The following is a 25,130-nucleotide window of genomic DNA, read 5'->3' on the forward strand; positions in this document are numbered from 1 at the left end:
TATAATTTTATTCATAAGAATTATCAGTCATTAAATACACTAACATTCATTTCAAATATCAGGAGGGAGATATTATGCGCAAAATGAGATTGGGCATGCACAGCTACACACTGCATCTTTGGGGACTCGGTCAAAACTGGGGCATCCACGCCGCCCCTTATCCAAAGTCCATCGACCTTATGAAGCTGATGGATATGGCGGAAGAATGGGGCCTTGACGGCCTCCACATAACGGGTGCCGACCTTGAGACGAAGGATGATATACGCCTTGCTGAGGTAGCCGCCGCCGCGAAGACTCACGGCCTTTATCTTGAGTATAATTGCTCTCTCAATGAGGAATTTGACCAGCGTCTCAACGAAAGCTTCGAGAGCGCAGTCACAGTGGCCTCAAAAATTGGAGCCGAGCTTGTAAAGTTCAGCCTTGACATACGCCGTGAGCGTCCACTATACGGCAGCTGCTTCCAACCTGCTGTAATGAAACAGCTGGCAGATATTCATGACCAGATCAAACGGGCCATCCCGACAATCGAGAAATACGGTATTCCAATCGCGATCGAAAATCACACTGAGACCTATGCCGACGAAATATTGTGGCTCGTCGACAGCGTAAACCATCCGCTAGTTCAGGTGTGCGTCGATACGGTAAATTCTTTTGGTGTACTTGAGGGGCCGGAGATCGCGGTGGAAAAGCTGGCCAGCCGTGCGATATGCAATCATTTCTGCGACCATAAACTTTCCAGAGACCAGTATGGCGCCAGATTTCACGGCGTCGCAATCGGCGACGGTGACATCGACGTACAGAGGGTTATCGACCTCATCCGCCGTGTATCTCCCACGGACAAGATCACCTTTGAGATCGAGTGGGATATGGAGAATGATTCCATTGAAGATGCTAAAGCCAAACAGATGGATGCTTGTATCCGTAGCATCCGCTATCTGCGCGACGTATTAAATGTTGGCCGCGAAGAAGAGTTGGTTGATTTATACCATTAAAAACAGCTATTGCCGTTGAAAAAGAAAATCTTACTCCTATTAGGTATTTGCGGTACAAAATATCCAATTATTAGGACCATACTATTAACATATACGACAGGAGGGGCTTTTATGAAAAAATATTTATCATTGTTAGTCGCAGCAATATTAATTCTTTCGTCGTCAACGTTACTCATGGGCACTGCGGAAGCGGCAAAATACCGTCTGGCTTCAATGTATGCAACAGATAACTACGTAGTCCGCGCTCTCACAAGGATGGCAGACAGAGTCAGGGAACAGACGAATGGCGAGGTTGATATCGTTATTTACCCCTCAGACCAGTTGGGCAACTACGAAAACTGTTATCAGGAGGTTATGCGCGGTACAATCGATATGATAGGCAACTATCCGTCGTCAAGATTTAATAAAAAATTTGAACTTGGTTCTGTTCCAGGCCTAACTCTCAGCGATGAGCAGGCGAAGAAACTTTTGTCAAAAGGCTCCCCGATGCATAAGTTCCTTGAAAAATGTTATGATGAGAACGGCGTCGTTTACATCGGATCATATCTCGATGCCATCATGTATTGCAATATCGGTAAGGAAAGAAAAATCAGAGATCCATTCGCAGTTGGAGATAAAAAAGGGCTGACCGTCCGCGTCGTTCCAGTCGCCGCGTGGAGAGCTTTCTATACAAATATGGGTTACTCGGTAGCGACGATTCCCTGGGCGGAAATTTTCTCGTCACTCCAGACAGGCATTATCGACGCTGACACAGGAATGAACACGGAGCAGGCGGTCGCCTCATTGGGTGAAATTCTTGGTGCACACGTACAGTACCAAGGAGCATCTGTCGTTGTCGTAAATGATCTTTGCATCAGCAAAAAAACCTGGAACAAATTTGACGACAAGACAAAACAGATCATCGTAGACGCATTTGAGGCTGAACGTGAACAGGAATGGCAGGACGCCATCGGCGCCTACTACCGTGATCTGGAAACAATGAAAACAAAATTAGGCATGACGATTTACACCCCCACACCGGAACAGGTCAAGGCTATTCACGAAGTCGCAGTTAAATACTGCTGGCCGGAGGCAGAAAAGGTCGTCGGCAAAGATATCTTTAACGACATCAATGCGTTTTTGGGTAATGACTAACTAAAAGCTTTTACGGGAGTTCTGGATAAAGATAGATTTTGTACAGAACTCCCTTTATCTCCGTAAGCTCAACGAGAGACTTTCACACAGGGGAGAGGAGTGATTCCATGTATTTGGAAGACAGGATACAAAGGACTTGGGCCTGGGGGGCATTGCTGAAAATCCAGCGGTTTCTGGCCGCCCTGTCAACGGTAATCGTTGTCTTTGAATTAGGTATCGTCGTCGTTTGCCGTTATATTTTTGAGATAAACGTTTTAGGTTACGACGAAATTATCCTCATAGGGGCATATTGGATGTATTTTATCGGAAGTTCTTACGCAACCTGGGAAGAATCACATGTTTCAGCAGACGTACTTTCTATCTTTGTATCGGAGAGAACCCGGCAGAAACTTTCTCTATTCTCAAAATGCGTGCAGGTAGCGGTGGGGATTCCGATGGTCATTCTTTCATTTGATTTAGTCCACTGGGATATATTGATAGATCCGAGAACTATAGACTGGGGAATTCCATATCTCATTCCACACATGGGCATCTTTGTGGGATTCATTATGATGTTGTTCTATAACTGTGTTTACCTGCTCAGAGATTATCACCGTGTGAAAGATTTTAAAGGCTAAGTTCTGCCTTTTACGCACCTACTCTATTAGGGATTGGAGTGAAAAAGAATGACAGCAATTGGAATAGCAATGGTGCTGGTAATTATTTTAATTATAACTGGTGTGCCGATCATGTACGCTTTTATGGCCGCGGCACTTGGCTTAGTGGTATTCTTAGGTCTAGATCCGAGCTTCATAATCTCCTATGGATATGACAGTACAAACGCGGTCGTCCTCTTGTGCGTTCCTCTTTACGTATGTGTTGGTACCATAATGGCAAAAAGCAATATAGGCGCTGCGCTGATCAACTTTGTCGACCTGTTTGTTGGACGCATCAAAGGCGGTTTGGGAATTGCAGGCGTATTCGCTTCCGCTATTTTCGGAGCTATTTCCGGCAGCACAACAGCGACATTGACCTGCATCGGACCAATCGTCATCCCTAAGATGATCGAAGACGGCTACCCTCGCGGTCACGCCGCGGCCTTGATTACAAACGCCTGCCCGTTGGGATACTTCATTCCTCCAAGTGCGTTGATGATTATCTTCGCATGGTCTGCCCGTCAGTCCATATTAGCCTGCTTTCTGGCTACGGTAATACCAGGCATCATCCTTGCCACGTTGCTCTCTGTGACAAATGTCGTGATGCTCAGAAATGTTAAAAATCTAAAAAGCGAAGAGAAAATTCCGTCATCGGAGATAGTAAAAGAAGTTTGCAGTAGGGTCAAGTGGAGCGTTCCGGCAATTCTAATGCCAGTCATAATCTTGGGCGGCACCTATTCCGGTGTCTTCACGCCCACAGAATCAGCCGCCATAGCAATATTCTACGCCGTGCCAGTTGGTATGTTCATCTATAAGAGGCTGACATGGAAAGTTCTCTACGAAACGCTAGCAGACTCAGCAACCACGACAGGCGTTATAATGGTGATGATTTTCTGCGTTATGGTTCTTTCCCGTATTATGGTGATGCAGGATCTTCCCACCGTTATCACTGAATTCCTGCGGTCAATCTCCGACAGTAAGTATCTTATCCTCTTGTTTATCAATGTCGTTTTGATAATACTGGGAATGATCATGGACGACACGAGTTCAATGCTTTTGGCAGTCCCCATCCTGATGCCGATCGCGAAAAGTTTTGGAGTGGAACCCATTCAACTCGCGGCAATTATGGGTATGAACCTTGGGCTTGGCCTCATAACCCCGCCATGCGCGATGATGCTTTATTTTGGCTCACGCGTTTCAAAGGTGCCGGTCGCGGAAATGATGAAGCCAACGTTGATATTTATCGCTTTTGCCTGGATACCGACGCTTTTGTGTACGACATATATACCAGAGCTCTCCCTCTGGCTTCCCAGGCTGGTTTTAGGAAAAATTTAAGGATACGTCGGATTCTATACAAAAACCGAACAAAAATGCCTCTCCCCGTGAGCCTTCTTTAAAACGATGTGAAGCCCATAGTCAATGTAGCCATGCCATGAAAAGACAATACATTGATACATATTTTTAAAGAAGGCTCTTTATTAAGTATTGACTTGACCGAAAAATTACTATTAAGCAGTATTAGAATTTTTTCAGTGTCTCCATTTTAGGAATAGATATGTACAGATGGATCACGGCGGCTATGTTCATGATCAGGATCAGCCCCAAGCCTAACATATACCCGCCATGAGCGAAATGTCCATCAACAACAGGATAGAAGTCCAAGATGATTCCAACCAGCCACTGCACGACAAACGAGGCCAGAAAGATAATAAAATTCAACAGAGAGAAAATACGTCCCGTCTCATCGGCATCGAATAACCTGCCAATAATTGGAAAAGAGATCATCGTCATTGTGGAAAGAAACATCACGAGGGCCCACAAAGGCGCAGTCGTAGGACCACCGCAGAAGGTTAGCACGGCAAAGGTAACAGTAAAGAGGATCCCCGAATAGAGATAAAGTTTCTCCCAGGTAAGCCAGTTCATGCGCGCAAAAAAGTCGGCGAGCACGCCGTTTAGAAAATATCCAGCGGCTATACCACTTGAGCTGAAGAGCATCATCAATCCGACAGACCGCTCATCAAGCATCGCAACATCTCTCAGCCAGGGACCGACCCACAGGTATGAAAACGAGAATAGCACTGCCTCAGTCGCCGTAACGACGGGAGCGACATATATAAACCGCCTGTCTCCGGCAAATCTCATCATCCCCTTGAATACGTCAAAAAAAGATTCTCCGCTCTCATTCCTGACGGGTATGTCATCCGGCACAACGGTCATTACCAGAAGCGCAGAGACAAGGACGGCGCCCGCACATAACATTATAAAGACGCGCCAGGGGATATACTCCAGCGCGATAGAGACCGGTCGTGTCGCAAGCATGAAGCCAAGCCCGCCAATAAGGCTTTGGATGCTGAAAACCAGCGCCAGCCTCTTTCTCGGAAGCCAATAGGTGAAAGCTTTGAAGGCAGCCATCAGAGAACCGGAAAAGCCAATCCCCATAAGGGCTCTCGCGGTCAGCAACGAGAGGTAGTTTTTCGCCGCGGCAAATAGCACTACACCGGCGACGGCAATCATGAGCATACCGCTGAGCGTCTTTTTCGCCCCGTAGCGGTCGAGAAAAACGCCTAGCGGCAGCTGCGCCAGGCCGAAGGCTATCAAGTTAACGGATGAAATGAATCCAAGATCCGCAGGGGAGAGCTCAAATGCCAAAACAATTATTGGCGCGATTATAGAATTGATACTCCCCATAAACATTCCCAGAAAAAACGCCAGACCAAAGGGAATTAACAGGCGAAAGAATAACGGGGAAATAAGCCTCTGTTCCATACTTGTCATCTTATCAGCTCCATATTCTTATCTTACCGCAATCCGCCTTTTACAGAAGGGCAGCGTCAGTGGATCGGCAAATGTGATTTTTACCTCTAAAGCGGGAGGCAGCAAGGACGCAAGCTCTGTGTACAGATCAGAAATTTTTAGACTATCGTCACCTTGAACTTTTATCAGTAGCTCCTTGTTGTCACCGCCCCCAATGATTTCAGTCTCATACCGCCACAGGCCGGGGTTATTATATAAGACGTCGTCGAGAGCCTCTATACAGAACTGGAAACCATCAATCTCCATCCGATTTTTTAATCGTCCCCTGACGCGGCCAAGCCGCGGCAGCGAGCTGCCGCATTCACACCGCACCGTGCTTAATGATGCTATATCCCCTGTGCGATAGCGAAAGAGAGGCATCGCTTCGTTGGCAAAGGCGGTAACAACGACCTCTCCCTCTCTGCCAAAATCAAGCTGACGGCCCGACGCGGGATCGACGATCTCAATCAGCAGCGAATCATGACGCAGATGCTGCGCACCGCTTTCGCGGCACTGAACTGCACAGCCGAAACACGTTTCCGTCATTCCATAGTGGGTATATACACGGCATCGCCACAATTTTCTGATCGCATGTGCCGCAGGCGCGGGCACATAATCAGCACTAAGCAGCACACTCTCGGGACGTAGCCACGGATACTTGCGGCATAGGTGGATGATCTGCGCGGGGATACCGACGATGGTGTCTCCCCGGCACACCGCTCCGGCAGCATTGTCAATATCCCGAATGTTGCCATAAATGACCGTCGGTACGCCGCTTCTCTCCACGCCTTCTTTCAGCAGGCTGGCAATACTTCCTGGCGAAGCGTCGGACATCATGACAAGGCACCTCTTGCCATACGTACCGATTATCGGCGCCATTCCCATCTCGAAGAGACGCACGGTGCGCTGGAGATCACGCTCCGTAAAATATATTCTTTTCGGCGCGCCCAGACTGCCTGAGGTCCTCAGAGAGGTGATACGTGCGATGTTTCTTCCCGCCTCACAGTTGAAGACCTCCGGCTCAGCTGCGATTTCCTCCGGGTAGGTAAAGGGGATCAGCCTCAGCGCCTCGTACGAGTCAATTGCGGAGATATCCACAGCGGCAAAACGCTTGGCATAGGCGGTATTTTTCTCCGCCGCCCGCCGCATCGCAGCTCTTATCTGCGAGAGCTGCCATCTCAGCATCACTTTATCGTCTATCGGAGTACTAAATCCTGTGATTTCAGCGGTCAAACTTTCAAGAGCCGATATCATTTTCGCCACGGTCTTTCCGCGATAAATAGCCCGTAACCGCACCTGGCAGCCGTGATCTTTCCACATCCGCCGAGCAATTCGTCAAGGACCTCCGTTCCGTAATCAAAGATCAGCTGTCCCCAAAACTCACGCAGGCCATGAGTATAGTCTTCAAAAAGAAGCGGCGTAAATCCCGCAGCACTAAACCTGGCGGAAATCTTTTCCTGGCGCTCAACACGTCCCATGAGACCGGAGAAATTCGCCTCCGACTCTAAGGCATAAAAATCGGCAACGACGAGTCGTCCCTTGACTTTAAGCACACGAAAAGCCTCGCGAAGCGCTGACTCAGGCTCCGAAAGTTTTGAGAAGCTGCACTTAAAGAAGATCCCGTCAAACGTACACGCGGCAAATGGCAGCGCGGCCGCGTCGCCGCAGAGGCAGCAGTCACCAGTGACAGCCTCTGCTATGGCCGGATCTTTATCTATACCGGTCATCGTAAATTCGGTGCACTCATTTACATAACGGACGCTTTCGCCGGCACCGCAGCCTATATCTGCCAGCTTAGCCCCGGAGGGAAAACGGCATAGTTCCAGCGCATGCTTAGTAAGCGCGATTCCACCTGGTGAAGGCAGGCTGCAGCGGCATGTCTTCATTTGTCATTCCATAACGTGAGATAATTTACGCAGAAGGGAACCAGCTTTCCATTTTTTGCGACATGGAGGCTGCATAGGCGCAGGCGCTCCACATCAAGATTGCCTGCGTCCTGAAAGGCCATCGCGGTAACGGTGAAACCGTTGGTGGAAAGCCTAGAGAGAAAGTAGTCCAGATCCGACATATCTTCCACAACACTGGATGTGCCATAGCAGGAGTTATCATTCCGCTGCCACCTGCGCCCGACAAATTCGCGATTTTTATCCGCCGGGCTTTCCGCGCCGCAACAGCAGGAGGGGCCATCGCTTCGTTTTTTAGTCAGAGGATAAAGAGTACCGTCTCTTTTAACTATAAAATCGCCGTGAAAACCGCACAGTGGATGATCGCATTGTGAAGGCAGCAGGTTTTCTGCCTTTACGAGCCCATTCGTCTGCTCCTCTATCGCGCAAAGCAGTTCGTCGAGAGTGAGACGCGAATCATCCCTTGGAACACCTGGGATGCGTCCCAAATGGGCTACTGGCTGAAAATGTACGCCGCGTACAGCGGGAGATTTACCTGCCGCGTACCTCAGAATATCACCCACCGCGCTGTCGTTCACGCCTGGCACCACTGTCGGCACGAGCGTTACGCCGAGGTTATATTTCGCGCAGTTGGCTAGGGCGCGTTCTTTCACGGCAAAGAGCGGCATGCCGCGCAATTTTTTATATATCCCGTCGTCGGTGCCGTCAAACTGCATAAAAACGAATGAGAGACCCGCTTCGGCAAGTTTCTTTACATATGCCTCATCTTCGGCAAGCCGTAGACCGTTGCTGTTGAGCTGCACATACTTACAGCCAAGTCCTTTTGCGGACGCTACCAGCTCCGGCAGGTCATCGCGCAAAGTCGGTTCTCCCCCGCTCAGTTGGACCAGCGTCCGTCCCGGTACGACAAAACCGGCCATCTCCCGGCGAAGTTCTTCAAATAGAGTATCGGGACCGCCTTTTTTATCGGCAAAGCAGTAGCGGCAGTGCAGGGTACAACGCTCCGTCACCTCAAGAACGACGCAGCAGGTGCCGTTTTTATGTTCAGAACAGAGCCCGCTTTCGGCGCACACCGCAGGACAATCGAAAGAACCGCCACCTTCCATCGGCGCAGTATCTCCATACCAGGAAAGTATGCTTTTTTTATTTTTCCAGATAAGCACAGAGAAATCTCCATGCTCCGGACAGCTCTTATCCAGATAGGTGGCGCCATTTCTCACGGCTATTTCCGCCCGCAGCCTCCGTCCGCAGATAGGACATATGCTGCCCGTCTCCCTAATCATTTTTTCCATTTGCGCCTCATTTATCTTCTATCGAGACTTCAACCTGCGCCATCTTTCCTTTGGCAAGGCTCTCGGGAATGAATACCTGCCCGCAGGAGGGACAGCGCATGACCTCGGTGTTGAAGGAATGGTCCAGGTAGCTGAAGTAGGCCTTGTGCATCTCCAGCGCCACGTTGCATCTGCTACAGATCAAGTTTTTGTTTTCTTCCATGCCACACCTCTTCCAGTTCTATCTTCATCCTGTGCGAGTAAGCGTTATATACACGATAGCCATCGCCCTCGGGATGATATTCAACCCAACAGGTCATGTGGCCGATCTCGTGATAGCCCGTAAAATGCCCGTTCTTCGGATTGGACAGCTTCCTTCCCGTTTGTTCGCAGAAACTTATGACGGCGGCAAGGTCGTCTTCAAGGATCTTTTCCCTATGCAGCTTCGCTTCCAACTCTTGAGAGATCAGCAAAGTGATGTCCTTCTCCGGCGGCATTTCTTCGTTAAGCAGCTCTTTCATGAGACTCTCCTTTACCAGCTCCCGATTGCGCCGCCTTTTACTATAGGTCGGCGGCCTCTTATCCCAGCCTCCGAGGCCTAGGATCAGATCAAGGATATGCAGCACCGGCTTCCCCGCTTCGGCGAATATATCGCGGCAGTTAGTACAGTATACTACATAGGGTACTGGCTTTTCCGATATCCTCTTATCAATGAGCCATCTCGCATAAGGGGGATTGGCGATCGATATCTGCCCTCCCCAGGAACAGCATTTAGCCCTCTCTCCTTCGTATTCCAGCGGTTTTAGCAGATACCCTGCCTCCGTCAGCATCATCCTTACCCTTTGCCGTGTTTCGGGATAATTTCGCGCGGAGCAAGGATCAAAGAGAGAAATTTCACCGCCACCGGCAGCGGTCTTCACGCCCAGTTCATAAAGGACATCGCTCACCATCGTTCCCTTAATCTGTGGCAGCGCCTCCCGTATCATTTCGCGGCAGGTCGGACAGCCAAAGATGATATCCGGCATTCCCAGCTGCCGCCATTTTTCCTCTATCTCACGACAAATGCCGTCGTATATATTATCGTCGCCCGACCATAGAGCCGGAGCGCCGCAACAGGTGACAAAGATTGCCGTATCGGGCAGATGTTTCCTTAAAAGCCGGTATGTCTCCGTCACATACCGCGGGTCTGAGGCTCCCATCTGGCAACCGGGGAAGAAAAGATAGCGGCAAACGCATCCGTCGGTTTGCCCCCTATGGAAATCTTTAATGTCCGCTGACGCGGACGGGGGGCGGCTCTCGCGGCAAACGCATCCGTCGGTTTGCCCCCTATAGAAATCTTTAATGTCCGCTGACGCGGACGGGGGGCGGTTCTCGCGGCTGGATTCTTCTCCAGATGGAACATAGAAAAAGGAGGCTCTTTCAGATCGGGAAAATGCCATGTCGTTGAGCCAGAACTCATGAAAGGCCCACGGCATCGCGTTTTTTTCACGCATTGCGCGGTGGCTCTCTCGCATAAACTTTCCAACGTCAATCTGTTCCGGGCAGACTTTGCCGCAGAGACCGCATTGATTACAGGTGGAAATCAGTCTCGTCGCCACTGTGCCGTTGCCATCCAGCGTGCCGGGATTGACTGTGATATGCACCTCTTCTTCAATGAGCTTGGGGAATTTCTGGAAATAGGCCATCATATCACAGCTGCGGACACAAACATCGCAGCGGCATTTGAGACAGCGGGCCGCCTCCCTCCGCGCCTCGTCTTCCGTATAGCTGCCGTCAACAGAGGGAGACACGGGAACAACCACAGTGACATCTTTCAGCTCCAGCTTGATCTTGGTCGGTATGCGCGGCTCCGGCCCTTTCATGTTCCCCGTCTTGATATAGCCTTCGATCAACGACGCGGCCCGCAGGCCATGCGCGATGGCCTCCGCCGAAGAGACGCCCAAGATAGATCCACCGACGAACAGGCCCTCCGCTGCTGCCATCACGTCACCGGCCGCCGCTTCCTCCGACAGGTCAAACGATCCGCCGCCCTTACCGGTCGCCACATAGACAGCGTCGTATTTTTTTCTTATATTTTCAAGGTCTCTTACCTCCGTGTTGAGGATAAGACTGTATTTTTCTTTAGAAAACTGTTCTTCTATATCTTTTAAAAAAATCTCCGGCGGCATTATATCCCATAAATGTCCTCCAATACGGCCTCCTTTTTCAAACACCGTGACCGCGTATTTCCTGTTCGAGAGCCGCAGTGCGCAGGCCAGGGCGCTGATACCGCCGCCCACTATGGCGATATTTCTATCTTTAGCGGGCATGTTATAACTATTGGGCTCCCTACGAACCATCCCGGCAACGACAGCCCGCTCGATAAGTTTCAGATTGACAGCTCCATCTATGCCGCTTCGCGGGCAGTCCAGACGACATCTCTCGTCACAGATCTCCGCGACGATGCGCGGAAAGGCGACCGCATTGGCATAGAGCCGGTATGCCAGGTTAAAGGCCCCCCGCTCCACACGTGGAACAAACTCCCGTATATCGAGGCTAAAGGGACAGGCGGATATACATGGAGCGGCCTCCTTTTCGAGACAGCAGTTCCTGATCCTGCTTTTCATTTCATCCATCAAATCACTCCATTGGTTCCAGATAACCAAACTCCGTGAGCATTTCTTTTGCGCGGATATAGGTGGCTCTCATAATTTCAGGACATTTAACCGCCTTCTCATATGGGTCACAGCGTGTGATATCTACACAGTTGGCTGAGCCGTACTTTTCACAAAGCTCATGCTGAAACCAGTCCACCATCTCCTTCGTCATCTCTGTGTTTCTCTCGTCAAAGAGGGCGAGCATGCAGACTGCGCCTGTGAGCGCACCACAGGCAAGGCCACTGTGCATCCCATTGCAGAGAGCACGCGCAGCCTTAACGAATTGTTCATTATTTTCACCGCGCAGTCTCAAACCAAGCTCTATTATTATGCTGGAACAGCAGAGACCTTCCACCTTCAACTGGTACATCAGTTTCAGCTCGTCTTCCATCATTGACACCTCGCACGGGGAAATTTAATTCTATAGCTATAGCGAAATTATAATCTAAACAACTGAATTTATACCTATGATTAGACCTGCTGCCGTAAAACGAATAGCCCCGGCGGGGACAGCGGCGTACATCAGCACGCCGGAGCCACAGCCGGGGCCGTTTATGGCTTAGAAGAATTTTTCCGAGGTGCTGCCGCCCAGCGAACGGAAGAAATCCGGCTCACCCTCGTACTTGACGGGGTTCGCCTTGATATCCTCAAGCTCTTCGTATAGATCTGAACCGAGGAAGTATTTTGCCGGAACTTCCGGCTTCCTGCCCGCTGCGATAGCATCAAGCCCGGCTTTCACCTTTGCCGGCGTCGCGGGAATCTCATGTATACGCACACCGCAGGCATTATAGATAGCGTTGAGAACCGCCACGTGACCGGAGGACTGGAAAGCCTCCGAGGCTCCGGAGGAACCAAAGGGGCCGACTTCGTCCGGCCGCTCGTAATGGATCACGTTGATCACATCGGGGATATCCTTAATATAAGGAACGCCGCAGGAGGCAATATTCGTATGTCTCTTCACGTCCTCGTAAATTTCGCTCAGCGCGAAACCGATACTGTGTGAGATGCCACCGAAAGCCTGGCCGTTGACCGCCGCGAGGTTGCCGACTTTACCAACGTCGTCGACGCAGGTGAAGCGCACTACCGTAGTCTTGCCGGTAGCGGTATCGACCTCCACCTCCGCGAGGTTTAGACAATAGGTGTAAGAGGGGCTCGGGTCGCCGATACCGGTGTTAGGATCGAGACGGCATAGCCCGTCGACGCTCGTGCATGACCAACTGCCGGTGTACTTCGTGGGAATTCCTTCAGATTTCATCTCATCGTAAGTACGATAGGTACCGTCCGGCTTTTTCATCGCGTTGATGAGCTGCTCCGCCGCCGCCATTGTAGCTTTGCCGCTCATGTAGTGCGTACGGCTCGCGCCAGACATGCCGCTGTCAGGGCAGAGCTTCGTATCGTTTTGCACAAGCTTTATCATATCGGGTGTCACGCCTAGAGGTTTCAGCGCCTCAAGCGTGAGCATCAGCGAACCAATGTCTCCGCCCTGTCCCAACTCCTGATAGGTGTCGTATTTCGTGAATGTCTCGTCGGGATTGAGTTCAATAGCGGCGGAGGCCTTGTCCGTGCCGCCTTCGGTCACGTTAAATCCACCCCAGGCAAGGCCAACGCCGCGACGTTTTTCGGGAGTATCGTTGGCCTTCGCTTCAGCAACGGCCTTTTCATAGTAGGGCTTCATTATCTTCATCATCTCTTCCATCGGGTACTGGCGGAAGGGATAGCTGTTGATGTTCGTATCGCCGGGACGTCCAATGTTGCGCCAGCGAAATTCAAATGGATCAATGCCGGCCCTTTCAGCTAGCATATCCATCAGGGCTTCGCTGAGTGTGTATGCCTGTGGTGAGCCGTAGCTGCGATAGGCGGTACCAAAGTTATGGTTGGTGTTCGCCACGCGGCAAAGACCAGCGACATTCGGTATCGTATAAGGGAAGAAGGCAAAACGAGCCTGCTTTGTAAAGCAGTCGTCTCCGCCCCAAGAATAGGCTCCGTGATCAAGTCCGAAATCAAATTCGGCGGCGATGATCTTGCCGTTATCGTCACAGGCCAGGCGTCCGTTCGAATGACAGGGGCAGCGCTTGCCTGAGAAGTGCTGATGTTCCTCGTAGCTCATCGAAAGGGCTATAGGGGCCTGCATTACGACGGCCGCTGCACCTGCAAGGCAAAGGTCGCCGGCGTTCGTTGACCAACCGAAGCTGGCTCCCGTTGGATTCATCATTACGCGCAGTTTAGAGGTAGGCACGCCAAGGCAGTTTCCGATACGGCTGATGGATGAATATACTCCCTGCGATTTGCATTGGAAGGTCAGGTAGCCGTCTTCGTCAAAGTAAGCCTGTACAGAATCGCCCTCAATCGAAAGGTGAGGCTCACGTGACGAGTAGAAGCTGCCCTCTACACTGTAAGGAGCCTCTTCAATGACCTCCGCCACCTTTGAGGGTTCATCCAGTCCAACGCCCTTAAGAACGGGCTGTTTGCAGAAAATATTCGGGGTGTCCTCATGGATACGCATCGCGTCGGGCATGGCGGCCTCCAGGAAGTTGAGATATTCGGGAAGTTTTTCAATCTCCACTTTAACCTTCGCCGCCGCCGCGCGCGCATGCTCCTTGGTGTCAGCCACCGCCAGAGCTACTACGTCGCCGTAACGGTATATCTTATCCTCAGCGAGGACCTTGCGGCTTGGAATTCTGACCGTGCTGCGCTCGTGGAAGTTGGCCTCGGCCATTACATTGCTGCCGCCAGCGGCCTTGAGATCCGCGGCGGTGATTATCTTCGCGACGCCGGGCATCTTCTCCGCCTCTTCTTTATCTATCCTGAGTATCTTGGCATGGTGGGCTAGCCGCGGCTGCACCATCGCCACATGATACGTTTCACTCGGCATCTTGAGCTCCTGATCGTCACCATAATCCGCAAGACCGCAGACCTTCGCGAGCGATGTCGGACGCACTAAGGGCTTGCCGTAGTATTCCTTATCTTCTGGAAGCTTGACCTTTATATCTTCAATCGTTGCCTCGCCGCGAACGACCTTCGCCGCATCCATCACCGCATCGACAATCTGTTTATACCCTGTACAGCGGCAGACATTTTTATGCTTCTGGAACCATTCGCGTACATCTTCTCGCGTCGGGTTGTTGTTTTTCAACAGCAACGCGTAGGTCGAGACTATGAAGCCCGGTGTGCAGAAGCCGCATTGTACCGCACCGTTGTTCATAAAAGCGACCTGCACAGGATGCAGGTTGGTCGGGGTGCCGATACCCTCAACCGTCACAACTTCGCTGTATTCGTCAATGCGCGCCATCTTGCGCGCGCATGATCGCACAAGCTCTCCGTTCAGAAGTACCGTACACGAGCCACAGACGCCAATGCCACAACCAACCTTGACGCTTGTGAGCCCAAGACGCCTCAGTACATCGGCTAAAGAGTCCTTAACCGGATCGCAGGCAAACATACGGTTAGCTCCATTGATATTCAGCCACATCTTTTTAAATGCCATTCAGATCGCACCTATCCTCTCTTCTCTCCTCAATAATGTCCAACTGAAACTAAAACATCCGCCATCGGCCATAATCTTCATTTTAAAGAGGGGCGCCCGCCCTCAAAAAGCTGAAAGAACGGGCGCCCTGCATGGCCGCTGTCTATATAAAACTTTAAAAAACTATCTCCAGTACGCCTCATTAAAGAAGCAGAACTCCATGCCGAGCCCCTTCTCCACCGCGCGGTCGTAAAGCGTTTTACCCCATGCGATATCATGAAGCGGCATACCGCCCGTTACGAACATGATAATCTCATCATCGCTGGTACGCCCTTTGTCAAGACCGTTCACCACATCGCCAAGGTTACGGATATTCTTCTGATCATATTTTCCAGCCTGAATGGCAAGAAGCAGATGGAACGAAGGCGCAACGACTGACACGGCTTCCAGACCTTTGGGGTGCTCCGCGCCGTCGGCAAGGAAGGCCTGGTGCATCTTCCAGTTGTCCGCAAAAACGGTGTTCTCCGAATACGCCTCGGGATCAAAATCTGCGTCGCCGGTAAAGATGACCAACGTGCCCTTCTTAAGCCATTCCTTTTCGATACGCGGGAAGACGTTGCCACCCGTCGCAATCGAAACGATGTCAGCGGGGCGTACGGCTTCTTCGATCTTAGTCGTAACGCTTACCTTGATGCCGAGAGCTTTGCTCTCTTCCTCCGCCCATACCTTTCCCTTTTCGAGGTTGATGTCGTAAAGGATCGCCTCTTCAATCGTCGGAACCGCTGTCTTGATTGCAAGGAGCGCGCCCCTGTTGATGACGCCGCCGCCGATCACACCTACAATTTTTGCTCCTTTGCGGGCAAGGTGACGCGAGATGACACCTGGAACAGCGCCGGTACGCATCGCTGATATCTGGTTGCCGCTCATGATCGCGAAGGGAGCTCCTGTATCGGCGTCATTTAGAATCGTTGTCAGGATCGAGCGGGGATACCCGCGCGCGGGGTTTGCCGGGTTTGAGCCATACCATTTCTCGCCGCAGATCTTATACTTACCGCCAAGATAACCAATCATCGACATGAAGCGGCGGTCCGGACCGGTCACCGGCATTCCTGGAAAACGTTCCTCATCGGGGAAATAAATCATCTGTCCGTGTTCATTCTGCAGAGGGCCTCCCATAAGATAGTCACCCTTGCCGATGAGGCTGAAAACTCCCTCGATTACGTCGATGCAGTCGGCCATATTGGTGACGCCGACTTTAAGAAGATCGTCCTGCGAAAGAAGCAATGTCTTTACTGCCTGCCCTGCCATAATAATTACCTCCCGTTGTCTACACAAGTCTGCTTCGTCTTGTGTTTTCCAAGATATACAGCCACAAACATATGATATATTTCTTTTATTTATTTTTTAAAAGAAATAATTTCATCTATATGTGAATGTATGCTCATTATAGGCACATTATTTCATTTGTAAAATAAATGCTTTTGATAATATAGATTATTTTTTTTAATCAATAGCTTTCCTCTTACAACGAAATAAATACGCCTCCCGCCTGGATAGTTTGTTGCTCTTTGTGCTTTGCTTTGTGTTCTTTTCTATTGGTATCTTTAAATAATGCTTTGTTTACGCGATTGCCGTATCAAGCAGATATTCGCCTCTTGCGTAACGGTTCCAATGGAACTTCTCAATCGGCAGCTCTGTCTTTCCAAAGAGGATCTGCTCGGCGACCATCTCACCTGCAACCGGACCGAACATGAAACCGCGCGAACCGGAGACGTTCATCCAGAAGCCCTTCATTTCATCGGCTTCACCTATGACCGGCTGCATATCCGGCGTGATATCGTACATACCCGACCACTGCCTTACGACCCTGATTCCCTTTGTGCGAGGAAGCACATGATTCATAATCCCCGTCATGTGCTCAAGAAAATCCCAGCTGTCACCCATTTCGTAGTCATTGAACGGTGCCGCCTCTTTACGGTAACGGTGTGGTCCGCAGCCGGCGATGATGGAGCCGTGCGGTCGCTGCTGCATGTAAAAATCTGGGTCGTAACTCATAAGGAACGTTGGGCAGACATTAAAATCTACCGGCTCGGTCGCAAAAATTTCGTGGCGTTCGCCGTGGACAGGGATACTGAGTCCAGCCATCGCCGCAACCTTACCAGACCAGGCGCCGGCTGCATTGATCACAATATCCGTATCGATATAACCTTTATTCGTACAGACTCCCTTAACCGCACCGGCGGTCATTTTAAAACCCGTGACCTCGGTAAACTTTTCAATAACGACACCCTCACGCTTTGCAGCCTCCTGATGCGCGAAGTTAGTAAGCATCGGATCGGCGTGTCCATCGCGCTTATACCAGTAGAAGCCCTTTACATCTTCGACGTTGATACCTGGACAAAGCTCGCGTGCGTCGTCATGTGTGAGCATCCGAGAGGGAACACCGAGAGAATTCTGAAGTGCGATACATTTTTTAAAGTTCTCAAGCTGCGCGTCGGAATAGGCCATAAAGAGATACCCGTTCTGGTAGAGACCGATATCCATACCCAGCTCTTCCTCCAGATGCTCATATTTATCAATACAGGCCTTGCCTAGTATTATGTTCAGCTCTCCGCCCCAGGTAGCCCTGAAAGCCGCCGCACATCTTCCGGTAGCGCCGGAGGCGACGGTATTCTTTTCCAACAGGACAACATCCTTCATTCCCAATTTTTTAAGGTAATAGGCGGTCGCCATTCCCATCATTCCACCACCGATCACTACGGCATCGGCTGTTCTCTTCCAGGTCATTCAAAGTCCCCTCCTTTAATCTGAGCGGTTAGAGAGCTTTTTATCGGTTTTACTGGGGGACGTATCGTTCCTGCCGGAATATCAGAGACGGGGACCCCTGTCATCCTGGAAATCTCCCGCAGTATGATATCCCGGCATCCACGGCCCTGACACGGGCCCATTCCCACGCGGAGAAGGCGCTTAAGCTCGTCAAATGTATCATAGCCGCGCGGTATCCATTCGCGTAGCTCTTTAAGGGTTATCTCCTCGCAGCGGCAAATTACGATATCCTCCTCCATCTTTGCAAAATCAACCTTTGAGTGATCGTGACCACAGCAGCAAGACATCTACTTCACCACCCTGACCGCACGCACCTGATCGACATACTTTTTATCGACCGAGACATGCAAAACTTTTGTTGAATCCTTTAATGGTTCCACTACGCTTTCGACAATTCCCTCGGCAACTATTTCACCGGTCCGGTTAAGACATGAGACTTTGTCACCCTTTTCAGGTACCGGCAGCATCTCGTGCGGCATCTTTATAAGAGCCTTTTCAGACGCAAAAGTAAGATCTATCACAAAACAGGCCAGTCCAGGGCATTTCGCGACACACAGGCCACAGCCTGTACATTTGCTATAGTCTATATCCGGATTGTCATTAATATCGGCAAATGGCTTAACCGCCCCCGTGGGGCAGCTGGTGCCGCATGGATTACAAGGGATACGCTGAGGGCACTCTATAATGACCAGCCCGCCCTTTTTATTCTCCCATAATTCCTTCGGAGGAAGTACGGCCCCCTTGCACTCGCAGGTGAGGACACCGCTGTTAAAGAGTTTTTCATTCTCCATTACTTATCACCCCAGTCTGCAACTTGAGCCAGCGCAAGGCCGCTGCGAATCTTCTCACCGGCTTCGCCTCTGCGCAAAGAATTGAGACGCTCCTGATACTCGCCAAACCGGTTCTGATCAACCTTAAAACCAAGGGCTTCCGCCGCCGCCAGTCCCGAAATACGTCCCTCGACCATTGCCGCGCTGGCCTCTTCAATACCCGCCGCGTCTCCCGCAATCCAAATGTCAGGGTGGCTGGTACGAAGTTTCGGGTCACGCAGGGGAACATGCCCGCATAGCTGGGGAATAAATCTCATCTCGCAGCCGGCCTGCCACAGCATTTCGTTCGTCGGCGTAAGCCCCACCGCGAGGCAGATCACGTCACATTCAACGTGCGAGAGTTCACCAGTGTCGATATCCTGTATCACAGCGCCATCAACTATCTCCGTACCAAGGGCCGCCTTGATCGTGTGCCGCAGAAGTATCGGAACCCCTAAGCGGCGGATCTTAGCCGCATGCACCCAATAACCGCCTATCTTCGGCATCGCCTCCAGCACGGCGGCGATCTCAACCCCTGCCTGCATAAGCTGATAACTGACGATAAGACCGATATTGCCAGCGCCTATCATCAGGACGCGCCTGCCTGGAACGACGCCGTAAACGTTCATCAGCGTCTGCACCGCGCCCGCACCGTAAACGCCAGGGATATCGTTGTTCGGGAATGGTATGATGCGCTCCTGAGCTCCGGTCGCCATGATCATCTTCTTCGGCTTGATTTTGAAGTATTCCTCTTCGCCCCTCATGACCGTTACGATGCCATCGTTTTTGTAATAACCTACTGCGGCGGTATTTGTGTATGTTTCGACCTTGTCGCCGCACTCCTGTATCTCATTTAAAATAATGTCCGCTATCTTATAACCGCGTGTTCCCGCATGTTCGTCCTTGCTGCCGAAAAACTTATGCGTCTGCTTAACAAGCTGTCCGCCAAGGTGAAGATCACTCTCCAGCACTGTGACCTTAGCTCCATAAGAGGCCGCCTCCGCCGCCGCGCTGAGCCCGGCGGCGCCGCCGCCCACAACAAGAAGATCCGTGGTTTTGATTTCAGCCATCGCTAGGCCTCCTCCTTCATTGGGATCGCGCCCTTGCCCTTCTGGGTTTCGACCTTCATCCCCTCCCTGAGAGGAGTGACACATGTCCTGACATTAGGAACACCGTCAACTACCATAAAACAGGAGCTGCACTTACCGATCGCACAAAAGAAACCACGGGGCCTCTCCATCTCCGGCGTCACCCTGTAGATGTAGACCTCGTTCGCATGCAGGGCCATCGCAATCGGCTCACCATCAAATCCTTCCAATTCTTTGCCGTCAAAGCTGAATTTGACTTTCTTCCCGTGTTGGTACGTCAATACGGGATGTTGGCTTATTAGCTGCACTTACCCTCACTCTCCTTGTTTTGGGGCTTGCGTTAAATAAAAATACATACAGCACAATTTCATAAAACTTATTACATATTCTTATTATTATTTTCTAAACTCGATAACAAAAGATTATATGATATATTGGAGAATGTCAACCGTCTATATTAAAAAAAGAAAAATATTCTCCAGTTAATATTGAATTTTTCAGTATATATCTGCATAGTTACACCTATTAATTTTTATATATTTGACATAATTGTGTTTTACTATTTAAATATAAGTGCCCTTTGGTAAGGAGGTTTTCTCATAAATGGCCAATAGAAAATCCGAAACACTGCTGCAGAGAATTGCGGATGTTAATGACCACTTATCTCCCAAGCAGTCAAAGATAGCGCAATATGTGGTTAAAAATTATCAAAAACTCGCCTACTGCACATTGTCGGAATTAGCACAGGCCAGCAAAATAAGCGATACGACAATATTACGATTAGTATCAGCGCTGGGATATGGAGGTTTTCCAGATTTCATGTTCGCGCTCAGAAAGGAAATCGAAAAAAATACCGACACAAATCGCATCATGGGGAAATTCGAGCTAAAACAGGAAAAGTACAAATTTCCCGAAGATACATGCCAAGCTATATTCGACCTTGAAATGCAGGTACTAAAAGAAACCCTTGCCAAGGCAGACAAAGAAAAACATTCAACTGCCGTGGATCTGCTGCTGCAGGCTCCATCCGTGACAATAGTCGGTTTTGGGGCAAATACCTACTGCTCACAGGCTCTCGCATATGGACTTCAAGTTATGCGTCCAAATGTAAAAATCATCGAGCAAATAAGCGCGACAGAAGGAAATACCATACAAGATGTACCGGAAGCCTCCGCCTGCGTAGCATTCTCAACACCGCGCTATCCCAAAGACACGCAGTTTATCCTTGAAAAGATACGGCAGCAGCGACAGACAAAGATCATTGGGCTCTCCGATTCCATACTATCCCCTATAGCACCGCTCTGCGATATATTCTTTGAGATCCCCATAAAGTATGTGACCTTCAGCGATCCCAACGCCGCATTCATGGCAATGATACACTCTCTTTTATTTGGTCTATACTTGAGAGATCCCAAAAACATAAAAAAGAGAATTAAAGATTACGACAGTTACACAAAAGAGCGTGAGTATTATCTCAATGATTCACTAAACCTCGTAGAATTTTAAAAATAGCTGTGCCGTACTCCATTAACAAGAACCGACACAGCTATCTCTCAGTAATATTTATCGATATCAATTCTCCCCGACAATATCCGTATCCCCTGAAACATCTTCCGTCACATTATCGCGGCCATACGTGAGCTTCGTAACAAAATATGCGGCAAACAACGCCGGAAAAACTCCCATAAGCCGCGCGTCAAGAATTGCGTTCATTGGCGATATCTGCCACAACACAGTTCCAAAGAAACCGAAGACCATCGTCCAAAGGGCCGCAGTCCCCGTATATTTATCCCAAAGCAGCGTCATACAGGTAACCACCGCAAACGGGTTGCCCATACTTGCCCATGCAAAAGAAACGATCGAATATACCATGCTGTCCGGAAGCAAAAAGGCGAGAGCGAGAGCCGCCAGCCCAACAACAACGGTCACGCAGCGGGAGATGAGCAGCTCTTTTTTTGCACCCAGTTTTTTATCTTTCATTATTATCGGTTTCAGTATATTCTCCGAGAATTCAGAAGAAGTAACTATGAGCATTGAATCTGCAGTCGAAAGCATCGCCGCGACGGCTCCGGTAACACAGATAGCCGCGAGTGCAGGGGGAAATATCTTTAAAACAACCAGTGGCATGATCATTTCCGCATCTTTAATATTACTGGGTCCGAATATAGCTATTCCCACAAGCCCTATAAGGATCGCCCCGCTATAACCCAGCACAGTCCAGACACAGGCGATATTTCGCCCCATCCTCCACGCGGCGTCATCCTTCATCGCCATAAAACGAACCGTAAGGTGAGGACATCCTCCCAAATAGGCAATTATCCAGGCAAAATTGCTCGCGATCATAAACCCCGCAAATATCCCCTTCGCACCGGCCGTCCAGTCCATAAACGTAGGACCTGCCAGCTTAAGAGCCTCTGTAATCGAAGTGGCGTACACACCCGGAGTCACCGATATATAGTAAAGCCCGTAAAGCGGCGCCACTATAAGCGTGAATATCATCAGCACACTCTGCACGCAGTCCGTATAGACAACGCTTTGAAACCCGCCCCATACAGTGTAAGGTATAATTACCACCATCGTGAGAATTATGCCTATTGTGACCGGAAGGCCGAAGAGCGTATGGAGTGTTTTGCCTCCGCCGATGACCTGAGCCTCAACATAAAAGGCAAAAAGGAAGATGACAACAAAACTTCCAAACAGTCTGATCGCTGTAACCGCCTTACTTTTTGCATGACGTTTAACGATCCAGTCAACATACGTCTGAGCGTCATATTTTGCAGCCTCTTTCCTCATCCTGTTGGCGAGGGCCGTCCAGGCAAATATATTTCCCAGAGCTAAACCTATCGCCACCCATATCGAAACAAGGCCGCTGCCATAAGCAAATCCAGGAAAACCCACAAGACACCAAGCTGATTCCGCTGTGGCTCTCTCTGAAAGAGCACAGGCCCATCCCGGAACCGCCCGTCCGCCCATATTAAGGTCTGTAGTATTTTTCACCTTCATCCCCTGATACAGGCCAAACCCCATAAGTCCTCCCATGTAAACAAGAAGAATTACCAGATTCAACGTTGTATTTTCCATAGCAAACTCTCCCCTACTTAATTTTTGTAATTTTATTGACAATAATTAAACTAAGGTCGTGTCCTATAGGAACATCTTAAACACCGGTTTATAGAATAATAACTATAAAAAGAATTTTTGTCAATTATAAATAATAAAAAAAGAAAATTATCCTTCTTAAAAATTTCCCGATTTTATGTATATATCCACAGAATAAAAGAAAAAATTACGCGTTAACACCAGTTTTTCCTTGACAAAGAACCCATAAAAGATATTAAATTATAATATATGGGAAAATCGGAGAGATTTATACATGGCTAAAGAGACAAATACTTCTATGCTACAAAGAGTCGCGGCAAAAAGTGGAAATCTATCGCCTAAGCAATTAAAACTGGCGCAATATATAGAAAAAAATTACATGTCATTGGCATATATAACGATGACAGAGCTTGCTTCTCTGGCCGATGTCAGCGAGACAACGGTTGTACGCTTTGTTTCCCAGCTCGGATATAACGGTTTTCCTCTATTCATGGCGGCGCTTAGAAAAGAGATCGACCAGGCGGCAAAGCCCAAAAGCATGGACAAGTTTGACCTTGAGCATAAAAAGTACGTCTTTCCAGACGATACCTGTCAGGCCATTTTTACTTTGGAAATGCAGGTCATGCGCGATACTCTGGCTAAAATCGATACAAAGAAACATCAAAAGGCCGTGGATATGATATACGACGCCCCCGCCGTCATAATCCTGGGATGCGGCGCCAACAGGTGCTGCACGCAGGCACTTGGCTTCGCCCTGCAGGTCATACATCCCAGGGTCCAGCTGATAGAAAAATTAGGGCTTTCAGAGGCGGCAACGGTAAACAGTATGCCGGAGGGCACTGTATGTATTGTATTTACCACACCGCGTTATCCACGCGAAACACAGGAAATGGTCGATATTATAAAGAAAAAAGGCTTCAAAATAATCGGCATCTCAAACTCAATTCTGGCCCCAATAGTACCGGATTGCGATATTTTCTTTCAGATTCCGGTAAAATACGTTACGTTTATAGACACCAACGCAGCATTTATGGCTCTGATCCACTCACTGACTTTTGGATTACATCTTAAAGACAAGAGAAAGATCAAACAGAGAATCGAGGATTATAATAAGTTCACGAGAGAATATAATTATTACGTGGAAGATTCGTTGGAATTGGTAGATTTTTAAGCATAACGATAAGAATTTTAAAATCATATGGGAACCCGTCACAATATTGAGGTGGGTTCCCATATTGTATTTATAGATGTTTATCTATACATGGAAGCTTTCAGTTTTCGAACTATTAGATTACGTTTTCTTTTCTCCAGAGATAAGAGAAAGCACCTCTCTTTCTCTGACTGAAAGATCGTTGAGCTGCACGGAATCTGGAATCGGAACGTCAAGCTTTCGTATATAATCCTTGACAATCAAAGTACTGACCACCGGACTCAGGTATATAAGATCCGAGAGGACCGTTCTGGCGGCGTCGATAACCCCTTGGGATTCAGAATCTTTTAAAATATATCCGTCTGCTTCGGCTTTAGAAGTCTCAATGATCAGGCGCCGGTGAAGATGCATCGTTAAAATAAGCACCTTAGTGTCTGCCAGCTCCTTTTTATGATCTTAGTCACTTCGATGCCATTCATAGATGACAAGATTTGCAGCATTCTGATAACATCCAGCGCACTCTCTGCATTATACGCGTGCTCTACTATCTCAAAATCTTCTACCAAAGTTAGAATGCCTCCATCCCCTCAAGAAAAAGCTTATGATCGTCAACTATAACTATCTTTTTTCAAAACGTATCACCCTTTTCAAACAGACAACATCGGTTTATATTTATTAAAATATCTTACATGAAGTATAAAATAATTAAACTTGGCTAAAAATAAAGAAATATTTCCTTGTATTAACACAAAAAGGCGTCAAAGTATTTATCTCTGCCGCCTTTTTCATATATTTACAGATATTATTTATCATCTGCTTGCGCGGGATCGGCCCCTCACAAGCTCTCTTATCGCTCTTGCCCGTTATTATCTGCTTTATTCTTTTGTAATTAGAATATCCTGCTGGGAACAAGCGGATTCGACACAATTTCCGCATTGCCCAACAGATATGCCAAAAGAACAAATGACAGAATAAATATCAGTGAGCCCAATACCAGTTTCTCACTAAATATGGTAGTCCTCTCCTTGCACACTATTTTTTTATTAATTATTGCCTCTTTTTCGCTCACGGCGAAACACCTCCAATATTGTTATTTTATACATGTGAATTTATGAACAAATTCACCATATACATAGTATAGCGCATTTTCAAAGCAGTGACCGTAGAAAAAATATTTTTAACTATATATTAAAATAAATTATATTTTTCTAATATAATGTTCCATTAGCGACAAACCAAGTTCATTATCATGTATTTTACTTCGCACAACAGGGGGGGGGCAGACTACGTACTTAATATGGTAGCCAATGCGCCAGTAGGCACCGGTACA

At 48.9% G+C, this 25,130-nt stretch carries 23 protein-coding genes; 6 read left to right on the forward strand and 17 right to left on the reverse strand.

Translation table 11 applies throughout. From position 1 onward, the window contains the following. Positions 1–74: 74 nt before the first annotated feature. The 4 genes from BED41_RS11685 to BED41_RS11700 all read left to right on the forward strand — a co-directional run bounded on the left by BED41_RS11685 (position 75) and on the right by BED41_RS11700 (position 4,096). Positions 75–992, forward strand: a complete 918-nt coding sequence (locus BED41_RS11685) for a sugar phosphate isomerase/epimerase family protein (protein WP_066746437.1) — start codon at positions 75–77, stop codon at positions 990–992. Positions 993–1,103: 111 nt separating this feature from the next. Next, the gene (gene dctP, locus BED41_RS11690; protein WP_066746440.1) at positions 1,104–2,126 is read left to right on the forward strand and encodes a TRAP transporter substrate-binding protein DctP; all 1,023 of its coding nucleotides are present in this window, start codon (positions 1,104–1,106) and stop codon (positions 2,124–2,126) included. Between the two features lie 107 nt (positions 2,127–2,233). Further along, positions 2,234–2,743 carry a TRAP transporter small permease gene (locus BED41_RS11695; protein ID WP_066746444.1) on the forward strand — a complete coding sequence of 170 codons (510 nt, stop codon included), beginning with the start codon at positions 2,234–2,236 and terminating at the stop codon, positions 2,741–2,743. A gap of 48 nt (positions 2,744–2,791) precedes the next feature. After that, positions 2,792–4,096, forward strand: a complete 1,305-nt coding sequence (locus BED41_RS11700) for a TRAP transporter large permease (RefSeq protein WP_066746447.1) — start codon at positions 2,792–2,794, stop codon at positions 4,094–4,096. Between the two features lie 183 nt (positions 4,097–4,279). On the opposite strand, the gene BED41_RS11705 is transcribed toward BED41_RS11700, so the two are convergent. The 14 genes from BED41_RS11705 to BED41_RS11770 form a co-directional block, all read right to left on the reverse strand. Continuing rightward, complete coding sequence (locus tag BED41_RS11705; RefSeq protein WP_066746449.1) at positions 4,280–5,536, reverse strand: MFS transporter; 1,257 nt, start codon at positions 5,534–5,536, stop codon at positions 4,280–4,282. An 18-nt stretch (positions 5,537–5,554) separates the two neighbouring features. Further along, positions 5,555–6,808: a DVU_1553 family AMP-dependent CoA ligase gene (locus BED41_RS11710; RefSeq protein WP_066746452.1), complete on the reverse strand. Its 1,254-nt coding sequence runs from the start codon at positions 6,806–6,808 to the stop codon at positions 5,555–5,557. Then, positions 6,805–7,440 carry a DVU_1556 family methyltransferase gene (gene trsM, locus BED41_RS11715; protein WP_066746455.1) on the reverse strand — a complete coding sequence of 212 codons (636 nt, stop codon included), beginning with the start codon at positions 7,438–7,440 and terminating at the stop codon, positions 6,805–6,807. The genes BED41_RS11710 and trsM overlap by 4 nt, the downstream gene beginning before the upstream one ends. Next, a complete protein-coding gene (gene trsS / locus BED41_RS11720; protein ID WP_066746457.1) occupies positions 7,437–8,750 on the reverse strand; it encodes a radical SAM (seleno)protein TrsS in 1,314 nt (437 codons plus the stop codon). The genes trsM and trsS overlap by 4 nt, the downstream gene beginning before the upstream one ends. A gap of 7 nt (positions 8,751–8,757) precedes the next feature. Further along, entirely contained in the window at positions 8,758–8,952 is a 195-nt protein-coding gene (locus BED41_RS11725; protein ID WP_066746460.1) for a DVU_1557 family redox protein, read from the reverse strand. Continuing rightward, positions 8,924–11,344 carry a pyridine nucleotide-disulfide oxidoreductase/dicluster-binding protein gene (locus BED41_RS11730; protein ID WP_066746464.1) on the reverse strand — a complete coding sequence of 807 codons (2,421 nt, stop codon included), beginning with the start codon at positions 11,342–11,344 and terminating at the stop codon, positions 8,924–8,926. Before BED41_RS11730 ends, BED41_RS11725 begins: the two co-directional genes overlap by 29 nt. A 4-nt stretch (positions 11,345–11,348) precedes the next feature. Then, on the reverse strand, positions 11,349–11,759 hold the full coding sequence (locus BED41_RS11735) for a C-GCAxxG-C-C family protein (protein ID WP_084002433.1): 411 nt from the start codon (positions 11,757–11,759) through the stop codon (positions 11,349–11,351). 165 nt (positions 11,760–11,924) lie between these two features. Beyond that, positions 11,925–14,849, reverse strand: a complete 2,925-nt coding sequence (locus BED41_RS11740; protein ID WP_066746472.1) for a molybdopterin-dependent oxidoreductase — start codon at positions 14,847–14,849, stop codon at positions 11,925–11,927. Positions 14,850–15,011: 162 nt separating this feature from the next. Further along, positions 15,012–16,136 (reverse strand): Rossmann-fold NAD(P)-binding domain-containing protein, encoded by a 1,125-nt coding sequence (locus BED41_RS11745; RefSeq protein ID WP_066746474.1) that lies wholly within the window; start codon positions 16,134–16,136, stop codon positions 15,012–15,014. 312 nt (positions 16,137–16,448) lie between these two features. Next, complete coding sequence (locus BED41_RS11750) at positions 16,449–17,615, reverse strand: NAD(P)/FAD-dependent oxidoreductase (RefSeq protein ID WP_066746477.1); 1,167 nt, start codon at positions 17,613–17,615, stop codon at positions 16,449–16,451. Then, a complete protein-coding gene (locus BED41_RS11755; protein WP_157102341.1) occupies positions 17,612–17,941 on the reverse strand; it encodes a (2Fe-2S)-binding protein in 330 nt (109 codons plus the stop codon). The genes BED41_RS11750 and BED41_RS11755 overlap by 4 nt, the downstream gene beginning before the upstream one ends. Next, positions 17,942–18,445 carry a 4Fe-4S dicluster domain-containing protein gene (locus tag BED41_RS11760; RefSeq protein WP_066746479.1) on the reverse strand — a complete coding sequence of 168 codons (504 nt, stop codon included), beginning with the start codon at positions 18,443–18,445 and terminating at the stop codon, positions 17,942–17,944. Continuing rightward, positions 18,445–19,533, reverse strand: coding sequence for an NAD(P)/FAD-dependent oxidoreductase (locus BED41_RS11765; RefSeq protein WP_229712302.1), 1,089 nt, complete (start codon positions 19,531–19,533; stop codon positions 18,445–18,447). Before BED41_RS11765 ends, BED41_RS11760 begins: the two co-directional genes overlap by 1 nt. A 2-nt stretch (positions 19,534–19,535) precedes the next feature. After that, on the reverse strand, positions 19,536–19,859 hold the full coding sequence (locus BED41_RS11770) for a (2Fe-2S)-binding protein (protein WP_066746482.1): 324 nt from the start codon (positions 19,857–19,859) through the stop codon (positions 19,536–19,538). Between the two features lie 295 nt (positions 19,860–20,154). Between BED41_RS11770 and BED41_RS11775 the strand changes: the two genes are divergently transcribed. After that, the gene (locus tag BED41_RS11775; protein WP_066746484.1) at positions 20,155–21,057 is read left to right on the forward strand and encodes a MurR/RpiR family transcriptional regulator; all 903 of its coding nucleotides are present in this window, start codon (positions 20,155–20,157) and stop codon (positions 21,055–21,057) included. Between the two features lie 66 nt (positions 21,058–21,123). Here the strand turns inward: BED41_RS11775 and BED41_RS11780 are convergent, their stop codons facing one another. Next, positions 21,124–22,632: a sodium/proline symporter gene (locus BED41_RS11780; protein ID WP_066746488.1), complete on the reverse strand. Its 1,509-nt coding sequence runs from the start codon at positions 22,630–22,632 to the stop codon at positions 21,124–21,126. A gap of 292 nt (positions 22,633–22,924) precedes the next feature. On the opposite strand from BED41_RS11780, the gene BED41_RS11785 reads away from it, so the two are divergent. Next, the gene (locus BED41_RS11785) at positions 22,925–23,821 is read left to right on the forward strand and encodes a MurR/RpiR family transcriptional regulator (RefSeq protein WP_066746490.1); all 897 of its coding nucleotides are present in this window, start codon (positions 22,925–22,927) and stop codon (positions 23,819–23,821) included. Positions 23,822–23,941: 120 nt separating this feature from the next. On the opposite strand, the gene BED41_RS11790 is transcribed toward BED41_RS11785, so the two are convergent. Further along, positions 23,942–24,226 (reverse strand): helix-turn-helix domain-containing protein, encoded by a 285-nt coding sequence (locus BED41_RS11790; RefSeq protein WP_157102342.1) that lies wholly within the window; start codon positions 24,224–24,226, stop codon positions 23,942–23,944. Between the two features lie 463 nt (positions 24,227–24,689). Beyond that, the gene (locus tag BED41_RS16650; RefSeq protein WP_066746494.1) at positions 24,690–24,869 is read right to left on the reverse strand and encodes a hypothetical protein; all 180 of its coding nucleotides are present in this window, start codon (positions 24,867–24,869) and stop codon (positions 24,690–24,692) included. Positions 24,870–25,130 lie beyond the last annotated feature (261 nt).

It is taken from the genome of Cloacibacillus porcorum (assembly GCF_001701045.1).
GTDB lineage: Bacteria > Synergistota > Synergistia > Synergistales > Synergistaceae > Cloacibacillus > Cloacibacillus porcorum.